The organism is Acinetobacter sp. T_3_1 (assembly GCF_025377055.1).
Taxonomy (GTDB): Bacteria; Pseudomonadota; Gammaproteobacteria; order Pseudomonadales; family Moraxellaceae; genus Acinetobacter; species Acinetobacter kookii.
In genome coordinates this window covers 57980-74231 of the sequence record NZ_JACHVD010000015.1, presented here as the reverse complement: position 1 = coordinate 74231, position 16252 = coordinate 57980, and the positions used below count along the sequence as shown (strand labels likewise).

16 protein-coding genes and 4 tRNA genes are annotated in these 16252 nt (G+C 44.4%); 1 reads left to right on the top strand and 19 read right to left on the bottom strand.

Going from position 1 to position 16252, the window contains the following annotated elements:
- From H4I94_RS13000 to H4I94_RS12910, 19 genes are all read right to left on the bottom strand, one after another.
- On the bottom strand, nt 1–225 hold a 225-nt coding region (locus H4I94_RS13000), incomplete at its 3' end, for a GTP-binding protein (RefSeq protein WP_261183367.1).
- 147 nt (nt 226–372) lie between these two features.
- Nucleotides 373–447 (bottom strand) — tRNA-Thr (locus H4I94_RS12995).
- Nucleotides 448–462: 15 nt separating this feature from the next.
- Nucleotides 463–538 (bottom strand) — tRNA-Gly (locus H4I94_RS12990).
- A 38-nt stretch (nt 539–576) separates the two neighbouring features.
- Nucleotides 577–660, bottom strand: a tRNA-Tyr gene (locus tag H4I94_RS12985).
- Between the two features lie 55 nt (nt 661–715).
- Nucleotides 716–791: transfer RNA gene (locus tag H4I94_RS12980), tRNA-Thr, on the bottom strand.
- A gap of 98 nt (nt 792–889) precedes the next feature.
- On the bottom strand, nt 890–2383 hold the full coding sequence (gene trpE / locus H4I94_RS12975; RefSeq protein WP_261183366.1) for an anthranilate synthase component I: 1494 nt from the start codon (nt 2381–2383) through the stop codon (nt 890–892).
- 116 nt (nt 2384–2499) lie between these two features.
- On the bottom strand, nt 2500–3171 hold the full coding sequence (locus tag H4I94_RS12970; RefSeq protein WP_131273166.1) for a phosphoglycolate phosphatase: 672 nt from the start codon (nt 3169–3171) through the stop codon (nt 2500–2502).
- Between the two features lie 86 nt (nt 3172–3257).
- Complete coding sequence (locus H4I94_RS12965) at nt 3258–3959, bottom strand: FHA domain-containing protein (RefSeq protein WP_261183365.1); 702 nt, start codon at nt 3957–3959, stop codon at nt 3258–3260.
- A gap of 69 nt (nt 3960–4028) precedes the next feature.
- On the bottom strand, nt 4029–6293 hold the full coding sequence (gene gspD, locus H4I94_RS12960) for a type II secretion system secretin GspD (RefSeq protein ID WP_261183364.1): 2265 nt from the start codon (nt 6291–6293) through the stop codon (nt 4029–4031).
- 43 nt (nt 6294–6336) lie between these two features.
- Nucleotides 6337–7179 carry a type II secretion system protein N gene (locus tag H4I94_RS12955; RefSeq protein WP_261183363.1) on the bottom strand — a complete coding sequence of 281 codons (843 nt, stop codon included), beginning with the start codon at nt 7177–7179 and terminating at the stop codon, nt 6337–6339.
- On the bottom strand, nt 7179–7922 hold the full coding sequence (gene gspN, locus H4I94_RS12950) for a type II secretion system protein N (RefSeq protein ID WP_261183362.1): 744 nt from the start codon (nt 7920–7922) through the stop codon (nt 7179–7181). The genes H4I94_RS12955 and gspN overlap by 1 nt, the downstream gene beginning before the upstream one ends.
- Nucleotides 7923–8107: 185 nt before the next feature.
- Complete coding sequence (locus H4I94_RS12945; protein ID WP_261183361.1) at nt 8108–8434, bottom strand: H-NS histone family protein; 327 nt, start codon at nt 8432–8434, stop codon at nt 8108–8110.
- A 155-nt stretch (nt 8435–8589) separates the two neighbouring features.
- Entirely contained in the window at nt 8590–9018 is a 429-nt protein-coding gene (locus H4I94_RS12940; protein WP_261183360.1) for an acyl-CoA thioesterase, read from the bottom strand.
- A gap of 11 nt (nt 9019–9029) precedes the next feature.
- Nucleotides 9030–10223, bottom strand: a complete 1194-nt coding sequence (locus H4I94_RS12935; protein ID WP_131273157.1) for a heme biosynthesis protein HemY — start codon at nt 10221–10223, stop codon at nt 9030–9032.
- Nucleotides 10224–10230: 7 nt separating this feature from the next.
- Complete coding sequence (locus H4I94_RS12930) at nt 10231–11073, bottom strand: hypothetical protein (protein ID WP_261183359.1); 843 nt, start codon at nt 11071–11073, stop codon at nt 10231–10233.
- On the bottom strand, nt 11070–11849 hold the full coding sequence (locus H4I94_RS12925; RefSeq protein WP_261183358.1) for a uroporphyrinogen-III synthase: 780 nt from the start codon (nt 11847–11849) through the stop codon (nt 11070–11072). The genes H4I94_RS12930 and H4I94_RS12925 overlap by 4 nt, the downstream gene beginning before the upstream one ends.
- A 1-nt stretch (nt 11850) precedes the next feature.
- Nucleotides 11851–12768 carry a hydroxymethylbilane synthase gene (gene hemC / locus H4I94_RS12920; protein WP_092821030.1) on the bottom strand — a complete coding sequence of 306 codons (918 nt, stop codon included), beginning with the start codon at nt 12766–12768 and terminating at the stop codon, nt 11851–11853.
- A gap of 107 nt (nt 12769–12875) precedes the next feature.
- Nucleotides 12876–13616, bottom strand: coding sequence for a LytR/AlgR family response regulator transcription factor (locus H4I94_RS12915; protein WP_261183357.1), 741 nt, complete (start codon nt 13614–13616; stop codon nt 12876–12878).
- A gap of 54 nt (nt 13617–13670) precedes the next feature.
- Nucleotides 13671–14828, bottom strand: a complete 1158-nt coding sequence (locus H4I94_RS12910; RefSeq protein WP_261183356.1) for a sensor histidine kinase — start codon at nt 14826–14828, stop codon at nt 13671–13673.
- On the opposite strand from H4I94_RS12910, the gene argH reads away from it, so the two are divergent.
- A complete protein-coding gene (gene argH, locus H4I94_RS12905) occupies nt 14819–16249 on the top strand; it encodes an argininosuccinate lyase (protein ID WP_261183355.1) in 1431 nt (476 codons plus the stop codon). The genes H4I94_RS12910 and argH overlap by 10 nt on opposite strands.
- The last annotated feature ends 3 nt before the right edge of the window (nt 16250–16252 follow it).

The window sequence follows — 16252 nt, the reverse complement described above, 5'->3', positions numbered from 1 at the left end:
ACGAGTTGGAGAATCGTATTCTACGTGTGAAGTATTAATTGTAATACCACGTGCTTTTTCTTCTGGTGCAGAGTCAATTGCTGCGTAATCTTTCGCTTCACCGCCGTAAGTTTTTGCACAGATTGTTGCAATTGCAGCAGTTAAAGTAGTTTTACCATGGTCGACGTGACCAATTGTGCCCACGTTTACGTGTGGCTTATTACGTTCGAACTTAGCCTTAGCCATGTTTATATTCCTCGTTTACGTCGAACACAATTCTGAGTAAAACTCAGCATCGACTTATCGCTTTAAAAACCAAACACCCAATACTTGAAAAGCAGACTAATAAGCCTGCTTTTTAAAATTTTTGCAACAATGTTGCCAAACTGTATCTGGAGCTCTTATCGAGATTTGAACTCGAGACCTCTCCCTTACCAAGGGAGTGCTCTACCACTGAGCTATAAGAGCAAATAAAAACTTCAATGGAGCGGGAGACGAGGGTCGAACTCGCGACATGTAGCTTGGAAGGCTACCGCTCTACCAACTGAGCTACTCCCGCACGATGTTGGTACAAACCACTTATTGAAGTCTTAAAATTGGTGGTGAGAGAAGGATTCGAACCTTCGAAGCTTACGCGACAGAGTTACAGTCTGTTCCCTTTGACCGCTCGGGAATCTCACCATTTTACACTTACTTCAGTGTCGTTCTTTTACCCCACTACTCAAACTTTCTAAGATGGTGCCGGCACACGGATTCGAACTGTGGACCTACTGATTACAAGTCAGTTGCTCTACCAACTGAGCTATGCCGGCGTTTCTTAGTGTTTCGTACGTTTCGTATCGGAACGGTGTGCAGTTTAGCAAAACTTAGAATCCGTGCAAGTGTTTTTTTCAAAAAAACCGTCAAAAACTCATAAAATCAACCCGTTTGATGATAATTCAACCGCTTTGATCACTGCGCGAGCTTTTATCTGGGTTTCATTCCACTCAGATTCAGGATTTGAGTCATAAACCAGACCTGCGCCAGCCTGAACATAAACCTTATTTTCACGAATTACACAGGTTCGAATGGCAATCGACATGTCCATTTCACCATGCCAGCCTAAATAACCTACAGCGCCACCAAAAATTCCGCGTTTGACCGGCTCGACTTCGTCAATAATTTCCATAGCACGGATTTTGGGTGCGCCTGAAAGCGTCCCTGCCGGGAAAGTGGCTTTAAACACATCCAGCGCATCGACATCATCACGGACTTCACCCTGCACATTCGAGACAATGTGCATGACATGCGAATAACGTTCGATCACCATTTTATCGGTAACCTGCACTTTCCCGATTTTTGACACACGCCCGACATCGTTACGACCCAGGTCAATCAGCATCAAATGCTCGGCAATCTCTTTTTCATCGGACAGTAAATCTTGCTCAAGCGCCAAATCTTCTTCTTTGGTTTTGCCGCGTGGACGTGTACCTGCTAAAGGACGAACGGTCGCGATGCCATTTTCCAGGCGTGATAAAATTTCCGGTGAAGATCCGACAATATGAAATGGCTTTTGATTATCTAAAGTCTGGCCTTGTACCAAGAACAGATACGGCGATGGATTCAGATGACGCAGTGCACGATACACCTGTAAAGGCTCACCATCGAAGTCCGAGACCATACGATGCCCCGGCACCACCTGCATCACATCGCCCGCTTTAATATATTCCTTCACCTTGGCAATCGACTCGATAAACTTGTCGTGCCCGGTCAAAGACTCAAAATGTGGTGCCGTATGTTTTTTGGCTTGCAAGCTAATGGGTGTTGCCAGTATTTCTTCCAATTTATCTAGCTGCGCTTGAGCTTTAGCATAGGCTTCAGGCTCATTGACATCCGCATGCACAATCAGGAACAAGGTATCTTTTAAATTGTCAAACACAATCACGGTTTTAGACAGCATCATCCAAATATCTGGCAAGCCCACCGGATCGGCTTCAGGCACATTTTTTAGCCGTGGTTCAATATAGCGTACCGAGTCATAGCCAAAATAGCCCACCAGCCCCCCGGTGAAGCTCGGCAAATCAGGCAAATCTTTTTGGGTCGGCACATGGAACTGCGCCTGAAAATCACGGATATATTGGAATGGATCGCTACATGGCTGAGTATCAACAGAACCATCCACCTGCTGAACGGTTAATACACCGCGATTGCATGAAAAAACAGTGGACTCACCGAGACCGATAATGGAATAACGCGCCCAGTTTTCTCCACCCTCAACCGATTCAAACAGATAGGCCTGACTGTGGTCTTTCAGACGCGCAAAGACAGATAATGGGGTTTCAGTATCGGCCAAACGCTGACGATAAACCGGGATCAGGTTATAACCCTCAGATTGTAACTGTTGGAATTGAGCTTGAGTTGTCATGAGTATTCTCTATATGTTTTCGATATGGCTGCTTTACGTTTGTTTTCCTGTAGTCTGACTTAGTTTCGCCATCGAAAAACCATAAAATTTCTCATTCCGCTATCCTTAATTTTCACTTATTGCGCGAGTAATTCTGTTAAATCATCAACCACTTGTTGTGGCTGGCAATCATGAATATCTTCACCATGATTATAGCCATAGCTCACCACAATACAATCAACTCCTGCACGTCTTGCCGCTTCCACATCATTACTGGAATCACCAATCATTAAGGTTTCTGCCGCAGTGACATCATACTCATCAACACAAAACAGCAGCTGCCGAGGATGGGGTTTACGCTCTTCAAAACGGTCTCCACCAATCACATCCACAAAATAATGGCTCAAGCCCAGCGCCTCAACAATCGCACGTGCCGGCTGTTCGGGTTTGTTGGTGACACAAATCATTTGCTTATTGTTGCTTAAGCCCCAATCCAGAAATGCAACCACCCCTTTAAAAGGCTGGGTATCCACACAGGGGTCTGCATTATAAATATTTAAAAAAGTCGTCAACAATTGCTGATGCTGCGCAGGGTCCACCTTTCCGGTGAGATATTGCAAAGTGCTATGGCAAAAAACAGAGGTTCCCTTGCCAATCCAGGTGCGCACCTGCTCCTCAGTCACGCTCGGTAATTGCAAGGCATTCAGGCTCATGTTCATGGCCCGGTATAGATCTGATGCTGAGTCAACTAAAGTGCCATCCAGGTCAAATAAAATCAGTTCACGGCTTGCAAGTTTTGCTACAGACATCATTTCCCTCTCACGATTTATTTTAGCCCATACCCATACAATGAAGGCATGCGATTGCATGCCTTCATTGTATGTCGCATGCAGGCTTATTTAAAGAATAACCAGGCAATGATTGCCAGGATAATCAATACAACAATGGAGATTAGGCCCACGGATGCATTTTTCTGCTCTTCTTTGACCTGCTCTACACGGGATACTGGTGTTTCAACCGCAATTGGCTTTTGCTTCTCGGGAATGGCACTCAGGTCCACACCTTCAGGAATGGGTGCAGGTTTCGGGATGGCAACCCCTTGTGGCATACCATCACGGCTCAGCTGGACATTGGCATCACGCTCGGTCAGTTCCGGCATGCCCTGATCATTCATTTGCTGCGCTGCGGTCTTTGCTGCTGGCTCAACCGGTTCTGTTGCCGCAGTCTCAGAAACTGCCACTGCTTCTGCAGGTTGTGCGCTGGTCGGCACACTTTCTGTTTCAGTTAAAGCAGGCTCAATGTCTTTAGCAGGTGCAAGCACGGAAAATTTCAGGCTTGCAAATTGAACGATATCCCCTTCTTTTAGCAAGGTTTCATGCTCAATACGCAAGTCATTGACGAAGGTGCCATTCGATGAATTCAAATCTTGCAACCATAAGGCCTGGTCTTTGAGCAAGAAAGCCGCATGCTTGCGTGAAATTTCCCCTGCCTGCAACACGATATCTGCGCTCTGATGGCGACCGACCAACATATCACGGTCGATGCTGATTTCCTGTCCCGTTAATTCACCGGTAATTGCTTGTATTTTCCAAGTCATGAAATGCACTTCTCTTTGTGATTTTTCATCATCATATCACGGCAAATATTCAATTCTTTAGCCACGCTGTTAAGAACCGGAACGAATTGTAGTCGTGGTCACGGTATTTTTGGTTTTTTTAACCTCGGTCACCGGCATACTAACCTTTTGTTTCTGCACGACCGGTTCAATTGCAACCGGTGTGCTAAACGTAGCTGCATTCGGCTGATTCTGGGTTGCGGATGGCAGGGTTTGATAAAGAGGAGCTTTCGGTGCCGATGGCGTGACCGGAATTCGCTGCTGATAAATGTCTTCTACATTTTCCGGCAATTTGGCAAAACTGCCATCCCGATCCATGGCCAACTGCAAGCTGTACAACTGGCTATAACGCTGCTGCGACAAACGGCGCACATCATTCTTATCTCCAACAATGGTTGGGTGGATAAAGACCAGTAAATTGCGCTTCTCATTGGATTTGGCATCGGCACGGAATAAACGCCCCAGACCTGGGATTGCCCCCAAACCCGGTACCGACTGACGGCTATGAATCGAGTTATCGGAAATTAAGCCACCCAACACAATGGTCTGCCCATGCTCAGCCAGAATCGAGGTTTTAATGGCACGCTTGCTGGTCACCAAATCCTGCGCCTGACCTTTGTCCTGCACCGCAGAAACTTCCTGCTCGACTTCAAGACGAACCGAACCGCCCTCGCCAATATGCGGCACCACCTTTAAAGTGACACCAACATCCTTACGTTCCACCGTGGTATACGGATTCAAACCTGCGGAAGTCGTGGTTGCGGAACCGGTCACAAACGGGACGTTCTGTCCCACCACAATATAGGCTTCTTCATTGTCCATGGTGACAATGGAAGGTGTGGACAGCAAATTGGACTTGGTCTTGCTTTTTAAAGCCTGAATCAATGCGCCATACAGTTTGCGTGAACCGTTATCGCTTTCCCTGTAATCACCAAGTAATAGCGAGGTACCCGTACCCAAATTGGCCGCAGCCCCTGCCGCCCCTCCGGCTACATAGCCGGCAGCAAGATCGGCAATACTCGCCCCTACATTGCTAAAGTTGATTAAGCCAATGCCGCTATTCAGATCACCCAAAGCCCACTGCACACCGAGCTGATCGGCATCATTGCCTTCCACTTCAATGATGGCAGCCTCAATTAGGACTTGCTGACGGCGGATATCCAGCTGTTGAATAGCCGATTCAATTTCACGCATCAGTTGCGGATCGGCTTTCACCACCAATGAATTTTGGCTGTCGTCGGCAATGATACTGACGCCATTACCATTAAAACTGGTAATGCTATTTTGACTGTTACTGTTTGATCCACCGCCCAAATTAATTGCCGGAGTCGAAATACTGGAAGAACTGCCACTGGACGAAGAACTGCTTGAATTATTAGCCAGGTTGTTCATCACACTATTGTTTGAGGATGAACGACTGGAATTGGATGAACCAGATACCGACTGGCCAGACACTAAGCCCTGTAAGATTTCCGCCAGATTTTTGGCACTGGCATATTTCAAGCGAAACACTTTTAAACCGCCCAAACGATCAGCAGCCGGCACATCCAGCATTTCAATCATCTGGCGAATGCGTTTGCGCGTTGCAGTATCACCTTTCAGTACAATCCGGTTGGTGCGGGTATCTGCAATAATACGGATACGGGAACCCTTTAAGTCCCGGGCTGCGCCGGTAGAACTCATGGATTCCAGCAAACCCAGCATTTCTTCAGCCTGACTGGATTGCAGGGTCACCGCTTCGATATCATTTTGCCCGGTACCATCCAGATTACGGATAATGGTTTCCAGCTGATAGATATTACTGGCACGGTCTGACACAATCAGCGCATTGGTTCCAGCCACTGCCGATAAATGGGCAAATTGCGGCATCAATGGACGGATGGCAGGAATCAGGTCATTCGGGTTGGTATTCTCCAGCCAGATCACCCGTGTGACAATCTGATCACCGGTCGCACGGTGTTTGCTGTCAAAAGGCACACCGGAGCTTTTAACATTGCTATCCGGGACCAGCTTGATGGTATTACCTGAAGGAATGGCAACCACGCCATTCACGTTCAACACCCCCAGAAATAAATCGTAGACTTCAGCTTTATTTAAAGGCTTATTGGAAATGACCGTGACATTGCCGCGCACACGCGGATCAACAGCAAAATTTTTCCCCGTAATATCGGCCACTTCATTAATAAATGCAGTTAAATCAGCATCTCGTAAGTTGATTTTCCATGTTTGCGCTTGAGTAGAGGTACTCACCATAGCAATCAGGGGTGCAGCCGCGAATAAAGCCCAAACTGGACGATGATGATTAAATAAAGCCATAAAGTTCCGTGCTTCCTAATCCTGTAAGGTGACGATGCATCACTTAAAAATTTTGTTGAATGGTCATCACTTGATCACCACGCTTTATTTCTATTTTGACCTGACCTTCACGTCGAGCCTGTTCCAGCAACTGGGCATCATTTTGCCCCTGCCCGACAGCCTGTCCATTTAAAGACATGATCCGGTCACCGGGCTGTAGCCCCAGCTTACTGCGCAATGCTGCCGGTGTTCTTGCCGTAACTTCATAGCCCCCACTCGCTGCATTGACCCCCATATCTTTTAAATACTGATCGCGGTCTTCCTGTATTTTCTGTACTGCCTGCCCTAAAGCATTTTGTTCCTGGCTGGGCATAGGCGGTGGGGTCTGATTATTCATCGGCAAGCTGGTTGTTGCTACCGGCGGAACAATGCTTTGATCCAGACCATTTTCCATGCCTTTAAATTGCAGTTCTCGCGTAGCCCCATTACTTTGACGCAACACTACCCGGTCCCAATACACTTCAGCCAGCTGATAAGAGGTCGGGGCAATATTTTCGCCGACCCGATAGCGATCTGACTGATCATTGACTTTAATCACTGCCGAGGAAAACTGATTTGGATAACCGACCACCACGCCTTGCAAAATCAAATTGGCAGTGTCTTCTGCCGCAGCTGTTCTGCCCGCTTCCTGAAACAGGGCAAATGAAGAAATATTGGGCACCTGCGGCTGCTGTGAACCCAATTCAACACGGTCCAGCTGCATGACCTGAGGCGGCGCCACCAGCAGCCAGAAAATGTTTGCCAACTTCCAGCATAAATATAAAATCAGCAGAACCAAGAATAAGGGTGCAATCCGGTCCGCCTGTTTCCAGTTGAATTGTTGAATTTTTTCTAGCCACTGATTCATTAAAGGCCACCTTTAAACAAAGGTTGGCGCGAACTCACCACATAGGTATCCAAACCAGCTTTTCCATTATAAGAAGCAATATTCAGCAGCAGACGCTGAGTTAATTGCACATCGAGCATCAAGTTTTGATCCAGCTCCAATGCCATCAGCTTTTGATCACGCTGATCCCGGATATCAAAGAGCAGCTTATTATTTTCATCCGACAATTTTCCTTTCAAGGAAGGAATATTCATTTGATCCTGACGCTGTGCATAATTATAAACCAGCTCACCCCCCACCCATTGCAACTGCCCGTCAGCCCGAGCAAAACCCTGTTCTTTTTTAAAATTAAAATGAATATCCTGCAATTGAATGGCATTGGCCGGCCACTGCCATTCCACCAGATGTTTCAGCGTTTCCGGTGCAACCTGACCATTCAAGTCATGAACCATGATTTTTTTGCCAAAACCATAGCCAACAACAGCATCCAGTTGGGTATTCCCACTATGTACCTCTATGTTTGCCCCTAAACGCAGCAAAAAAATATCCAGAGGACGTGTTTTCCAACTCAACGATCCAGTTAAATTCCCCTTCTGCCAATCAGCCTGCCCTTGCCAAATATTACCGCTTACATTTTGCAAGACCTGGTTGTTTTTATAAAATTTTGAAATGAGCCAAGCCGCTGGAATTTGGAGTAATACGAACATGAAAAAGACACTGATGGAGAAAATCCACCACGTGATATATTTGGGTTTGTTTATCATCCCATCACGACCCACATAATCAATTATTCTTCCCTTAACGCTAATATTATATTTCTATCCCCATTATGCACACTTTTGCCTCAACGCCAATTCCAAGTGATAAAAATAGACATAAAAAAACCACGCTTAAAAGCCTGGTTTTTTTAATTTAATCCAGTTGGATGACTATCTGATGAATATTTCCATCAGATGAGAAAATCTTCCAGCTTTGCACCACTTTCAAGTTCTGCAACCAGCCAGCGAGGTTGTTTGCCACGTCCTGTCCAAGTATCCGCTGAATTCTTTTTGCTGCGATAACGCGGCTCTACAGATTTGCGTGTACTTTTCTTACGTTTGCTTCCACCAAACTCTAAAATCTGTTCAATGCTTAAACCTACATTATCGGCAATATCTAAAATTTGCTGATAAGCATCTTCAACCGCCTGATCTTTTTTAGAAGCAATTAATGCTTCCGCTTCAACTTGTAAACGCTTTAACTCTTCAACAGATAAATTACTAATATCCGGCATCATATTAACTCCACAATAAATTTTATATTTTTTTATTTAAAACCAACTCATAATATTTTTATTATTTAAAACATTCAATACAATTTTTTAAATAACAACAATCTTTAAAACAGATTTCACATGTTTTACAGTTTACAGGTCATTCGCTTTAAATGTTTTCAAATCAAATGATTCACATTTAATTCAATTTCTGTGATTTTATGACGAATGATTTCAGGTATTTCCGCTTTAAGCATACTCTGCTTATTTACACAGACAATCACCGCCTCTGCTACGGCAACAGTTTTTTGCTGCGACTCGCTCCATAATAAATAGCTCATCCGGAATGCACTATTACGAATTTCTTCAACACGCACCCCAATTTTAAGCCGGTCTGGATAAAATAGCGGACTGATATATTTGCACTGGTTGGTTGCCACCACCGTATAAACATCCTGTTCAAAAATACTTAAGGCATCCATATAAAAAATGCGGGCACTTTCGATATAACGGTAATACATCACGTTATTTACATGCCCAAAGGCATCCATATCCCCCCAGGCAACAGACTGATCATAAATCACCGGATAATCGGACAGGGTGAGCATATTTCTTACCTTTATATTTTTATTTCAACAAAATTTGCATTATTTTCAAAAATTAAATTTAACTGTTTAATCAAGTCATCCTGACCGTTTAAAGTAGATTTAATTCTTAAATAATTCATCATCACGTTATCTGGGTATAACTCAAGTAATTGATCAGCTTCAGCTGTTCTTGCCGTAGCGGTATAGACATGCCATTTGGCAAAGGCAAATACCGGTAAAGATGGATATTTACTTTCCCAATAGTCAATCCGTTGCTCAACCATTAAATAATCCGGGCTCTGCTTTAATAATTGCTGCTGGAACCATAAATAAAAAACGTCTTGATTAAACTGTTGATCCAGTAAATGCAATACCAAGGCTTCATGCTGCTGGCTCATTTCCGGCATACGTGATAATAGCTTTAACCATAACACTTTAATTTCATAATCACGGCTATAAATCTGGTCTTGCAAGTCTAAATAGCGCTGTTGCAAATTTTGCAAGCTTTCGATACTGGCCTGATCAAAATTTACCAATAACTGCTGCAACCATTCCCGTTTTTTTTCTGTGCCCAGATGTCCATATTTAGTCGAGCGTAAATACATCCAGGGAAACTGAATGGCAAACTTTTCCCATAAACTGGTTAATCTTAAATCATAGGCACTTTTTACCTCATTTAACCAGGGTGAAAGCTCATGTTGATTTAAGAATTCAAGATGGGTTAATGCCTGCTCGGCATCGTTTTGCGACAGGTAAATTTCTATGCGCTGTATTTCCGCCAATTCAAATGCCATGGCATTACTCTGGTTTAAAATAGCCAGTGCTTGCGGATATTGCTGCTGCATCCAATACAGACGTGAACCAATAATCCCTTTTAATAAACCCGATTGAGAAAATACGTTTTGAATAAATTGATGCTGATCTTGTGCAGCTTCCAATAACCAGATTACGGCCAACTGTTCATAAGGGTGCAAGTTCTTAAAATTAAAAACAGTTTCCAGCTTGCGTTGTTCCCGGGTTAAATAACGTTTAATCAGCAGCCATACTAACTGGATTAACAGGCTTAAACTCGCCAGAATAAAAAACATGATCCAGATATTGGTTTGAATTTGCCATTCACGCCAATATAAATACACATAACCTGCGCCATAACCGTAACTTAAAATACTTAAACCTGCGATAATAAGTAGGCTGATAAAAGCATAGGCCAGTAAAATCTGCTTCATGAATTCATCATCCCAATAATGCACGCGTATTTAAACTAGGCGTAGGCACAACCGTAAATCCTTTGATCTTCTGGATATTCTGAATCAGCTGTCGCGATTTCTCATCCGGGATTTGATTTAATAGTTGAATAATTTCAGTCAGCGATTTTTGATACTCTAAATATTGCCCCTGTTTTAAGGTTTGTTGAGCAATGAGCAGTCGGAGCTGTGCCTCTTTTAAAATTAACGGTCGCTGCATGAGCGCAGTAGCAGGTTGTTTTGCAGGTTCAATCAGCAGCCAACGTTGCCAGAACGGTTTATCCGGTGCCTGACTCACGCTTAATTGAGGGGCTTGTAATTCCTGGGCCAGGGCAGCATCGAGTTGCTGGAGCAGCCTGTCCACCTTGACTTGCTGAGCCATTCGCTCACCGACAAAATGCTGAATAACCTGATGATCTTTGGCAATGACCTGATGCAAACTTTGCTTCAATGGTGCCGCCAGGGCATATTGCTCAAGATTTTGATCTAAACGGGTTAATTTATCCAGGGCAGCAGTAAACTGTTGTTGCTGCAACATAAATTCAATCAATTCAAGTTGCTGTTTAATCACGACCACAGGATCAATGCTTGCCGCCTGAATGCTTTTTAAATCCTCTGCAGCCTGTGAATTGGCCGGTGCCGATTCTCCTGTCAGCATGACTTTGCGCTGTAAAGCGACAAATTGATCATTTAAATTTGCATTATTCTGTTCAATCCGGTGCAGACTGGTATTTAATTCTGTTTGTTGTGCAGCAAGATTAAATAAGTCATAACTCAATTTAACAATCCAGAGCAGACTTAAAATAAATAATAAAATGAGTGTTTTCTTCATGTGTTCCCTTGCACAACAACAAGCTTCTGCAGAATTGAATCTGTTTTTAAATCAGTGAGTCGCGTGATATTAAAACATGTTGCCTGATTTTTTTTATAATTCGAAACAACTTGATACAAGCGCTCCCCCAAAACCAGATAATGCCCTTTTGCAATAAGGTGCTTCTGATGTTGCATGAGCTGAATCCAGTTTAGCCAACCCGCTTCACTACTCACCACCATAGCATATTGTTTTTGTTTTTCTAATAAAGAGAATATGTTAGCTAAATCTTGCTGAGTAAATACAGGACAACGGCGCTCATATAAAACAAAATTTAGAATTCGCATGCCTTGCTGTTTTAACTGGTCCATCATAAACATCCGTCCCCCTTCACCACGCCAGAAAGCCAGACACTGGCCTGAATCAAGCGTTTGTAAAACTGGAAGCTGTAACATTCCTTCCGATGTTTCAACTTTGGGGACTTCCGCAGTAATACCATATTGCGCCAAAGCCTGAGCAGTGCGATCCCCGACCGCAATCCACTGAATATGCTGAAGTTGATTCAGGGTAATACCCGACTGTTTTAAATACGCCATGCCAATTTGCACGGCCGTGGGACTAACCACCACAATTACCTGCGCATCCGGCAATTGCCGGTAAAGTGCAGATAAATCTTCTGACCAGGCCTGTGGCAGCAACTCCAGCAAGGGTAAATCCACCACATCAATGTGAGCCAGACGTAATGCATGGCTCAACTCTTCTGCACGGTCTTGCGGACGTGTATTGATAAACAGCATATTAATAGAGGGCTTTCAGCAAATCACCCGCGCCCTGGGCTAACAGTTCTTGAGCCAAAGCCACTCCAATTTGCTCAGCTTGGGCGGTCTCACCGACTTGTTCGGCCTTGAGTAAGGTCTTGCCATCGACACTTCCCACACGCCCCTGGATATGGATTTGACCCTGTTCAAGGATGGCATAACCTGCAATTGGCACCTGACAGCCACCTTCCAGATAGGCATTGAAGGCACGTTCTGTCCGTACGCACACATCGGTTTCGCTATGTAGCAGCGGCAAAATCAGCTCCAGCACTGCCTGATCTTCTGCACGGCATTCCAAACCCAGTGCACCTTGCCCAACTGCAGGCAAACTCACTTCCGCTGGCAAGGTATGGCGAATCCGTTCTGCCAGACCTAAACGCTTTAAACCGGCACTGGCCAGAATGATGGCATCATACAGGCCTGCATCCAGTTTGGATAAACGCGTACCCACGTTGCCACGCAGATCAATAATCTCCAAATCAGGACGGGCTTTTAAAATCTGGCTTTTACGGCGCAAACTGGATGTACCCACCTTGGCGCCTTGTGGCAAGTCATCAAAACTTGCATAAGTATTCGACACAAAGGCATCCAGCGGATCTTCGCGCTCACAAATCACGGCGAGGGACAAACCGGCAGGTAGCTTCATCGGCACATCTTTCATTGAATGCACCGCCAGGTCTGCACGACCATCCAGCAGAGCTGCTTCTAGTTCTTTAACAAAGAGCCCTTTTCCACCAATCTTGGCTAAAGGCGTATCAAGAATTTTGTCGCCCTGGGTGACGAAGGTCACTAACTCAACTTTAAGATCTGCATGCAATGCCTCCAAACGGGCACGAATATGTTCCGCCTGCCATAAAGCAAGCGGGCTTTGTCGAGTTGCAATCTTCAAAATTTTCATAAATCCAGGAAACAGTCTATAAGTACATTAGTGTAAACTTAACGCGCTGACTGGAAAATGCAAGTAAATTTGCACTGCAGATGTCACCTAAATTCATGAAAACAGATTTACATCTTTTGGATGCGTTCTCTTAAATTGGGCAGATGACGTCGGCTGACCGCCAGGCGCTCTTCCAGTTCACGGCAGCGCACCTGATACTGTCCCGAACTGATCACTTCCAGACCATCCAGAAAATGTACGGAAACCAAGGCATTCCGATGAATTCGAATGAACTGGTCACCAAATTCGTTTTCCAGATCTTTTAAAGTTTCATCGATCAGTACACTGCCATTTTTATGCCGTACCGTGACATATTTTTGATCTGCCAAAAAATAATAAATATTTTCTACAGGAACCAGCTCTACGCCACGATAGGTTTTTGCCACAATCTGGTGGCGTTTTATATTGAGTTCGTCCATATCTTCTTTTTGTTTTAAGTTGCTCATTTGTGCTTGAGTCAGTTTTGTTAAATGATCTAATACCTGTTGCAATTCCTGCTGCATCACCGGTTTTAGCAAATAGCCTTCTGCATACGACTTAAACGCCTCCAAAGCATGTTCATCATAAGCAGTACAGAAAACAATGGCGGGCATAGGATCAAGCTGGCGCAAATATTCGGCGCAGCTCAAGCCATCCATTTCAGGCATCTGAATGTCCAGAAGCACCACATCCGGCTCATAGAATTGGGTCATTTCAATTGCTTGCTGCCCATAACTTGCAGTGGCAACCACCTGATGTCCCAGTTGCGTAACTAAACGTGACAAACGCTCCACAGCGAGAGGTTCATCATCGCAAATCAGGATGTCCATTTCTCCTCCTTCACAGTCAACATCATTTTTTTTATAGGTTAACCATGATCTTTTTTATTTATATCGATATTGCACAACTGTGGTAAATATTCCCTTCCCCGCGTATGTCTGAAAAGTTGCAGAACGACCATAATAAGCCTTTAGTCGCTGCTTCACATTTTCAACTGCAATACCATGTCCCTGTCGTAAATTTATTTTATCCTGTGCATAAGGGTTAGTAATGACTATATTGACTTGATTTTGCAATATTTCAATCAATATGCTTATCGTACTCTTTGTTAGAATTTTTTCAACTCCATGAAAAATACTATTTTCCACTAAAGGTTGTAAAGTTAATAACGGAATTTGTATCTGAGAAAATAGAACTTCATCCTCATATTTCCACTCTACCTGTAAGCGATTCCCCAAGCGAATCTGCTCAATGGCCAGATAACGCTGACACAGCTCAATCTCATCTTTTAAGCGGACCAGCTTAAGTTCCTTAAAACTTGCACGAAATAGTTGGGATAAATTCAGTAACATTTGTTCAGCTTTATCTGGATCAATGGTAATCAAACTAATCACGGTATTTAGGCTATTAAATAAAAAATGTGGATGAATCCGGGCTTGCATGGCCTGAATACGTGCATTCAATTCACTGTTTTGCTGACGTGCCCATTGTTCTCGCATATACAGATAGCGAAAACAAAATGCACCAATCAGTACCCCATAACTCAGATGCAACACCACGCCATCCAGTAAAACCGCCGCAGTGATATGAGCGAATTGAAAATTTTGCCCAAAGAAAATAACCCCATTCAGCACCACCGTGGTCACGAGCACGATCATCTGCAGCAAAATAAAGCCCACCACCAGGGTCTGGCCAAAACTGAAGTGCTGGATTTTGCTCTGCAAACGCTCGGTCAACGCCACAAAAGCCAGTAAAACCCAGTCGATGAACAACATATATTGCAATACGCGGCTCAGGCTTAATGCCGTCCAGGATTGTGCCTCTGCCAGTGCCAGGATGACGGCCAAAATATTGCTGGCAATAAATAATTCAATTAGATGTTGCCAATGCCCTATTTTCGTAAAAAAATAGGCGTCATTGTTTTTCCGATCATCTGTATACGTCGAAGTTGGATCGACTTGTTTTTCGGCAAGTGATTCTGAATTTGCTATACTCTTGTTCAAATTACTGCTTTTTATTTTATTGAGCCGATATGACCACATCTTCTAATTCCTCAAATCCGTCACAAGCCCAAACTTCGGGTATGTGGGGCGGTCGTTTCTCTGAAGCTACTGACGCATTTGTTGCTGAATTTACAGCATCTGTTCAATTTGACCAACGCTTTTATAAACAAGATATTGCAGGTTCTATTGCGCATGCAACCATGCTTGCCAAAGTCGGTGTTTTAACTGAACAAGAACGTGATGACATCATTAACGGTTTAAACACCATTAAAGCTGAAATTGAAGCAGGTGATTTCGAATGGCGCATTGACCTAGAAGATGTGCACATGAATATCGAGTCGCGCTTGACCAGTCGTATTGGCATTACCGGTAAAAAATTACATACCGGCCGTAGCCGTAACGACCAGGTGGCGACAGACATCCGTTTATATGTACGTGATGAAATTGATGCCATTTTAGCGTTATTGCAAAAATTACAAAAAGGTATTTTGGGTCTGGCGGCGAAAAATACCAATACCATTATGCCGGGCTTCACCCATCTGCAAACTGCCCAGCCGGTAACTTTTGGTCACCACTTGATGGCCTGGTTTGAAATGCTGGTACGTGACTCTGAGCGTTTGATCGACTGCCGTAAACGTGTGAACCGCCTGCCGTTAGGTTCTGCTGCACTCGCAGGTACCACCTATCCGATCGAGCGTGAATACACCGCACAGCTTTTAGGTTTTGAAGCCGTGTGTGAGAACTCGCTGGATGCTGTGTCTGACCGTGACTTTGGCATTGAATTTAACGCTGCTGCCTCTTTAATTATGATGCACCTGTCGCGTATGTCTGAAGAAATGATCCTGTGGACCTCTGCGCAGTTCAAATTTGTCAACATTCCAGACCGTTTCTGTACCGGTTCTTCAATCATGCCGCAAAAGAAAAACCCGGATGTGCCTGAGTTGATCCGTGGTAAGACTGGCCGCGTATACGGTGACCTGATGAGCCTGTTGACCCTGATGAAAGGTCAACCATTGGCATATAACAAAGACAACCAGGAAGACAAAGAGCCATTATTTGATGCGATTGATACCGTTCGCGGTTCACTCATGGCCTTTGCCGACATGATTCCTGCACTGGTTCCAAACATCGAAATCATGCGTGAAGCTGCATTACGCGGTTTCTCAACTGCAACTGACCTTGCCGATTACCTGGTGAAAAATGGCGTGGCTTTCCGTGATGCGCATGAAATTGTCGGTAAAGCGGTTGCACTTGGCGTTCAGGAAGGCAAGGATTTGTCTGAATTGACCCTTGAGCAACTGCAACAGTTCTCTGACCTGATTCAAGCGGACGTATTTGAAAAAGCATTGACGCTTGAAGCCTCTGTAAATGCGCGTAACCACATTGGTGGGACTGCTCCTGCACAGATTGAAGCAGCCATTGCCCGTGCCTACGCTCGTTTAGAAAAACTTTACGCTTAAGGA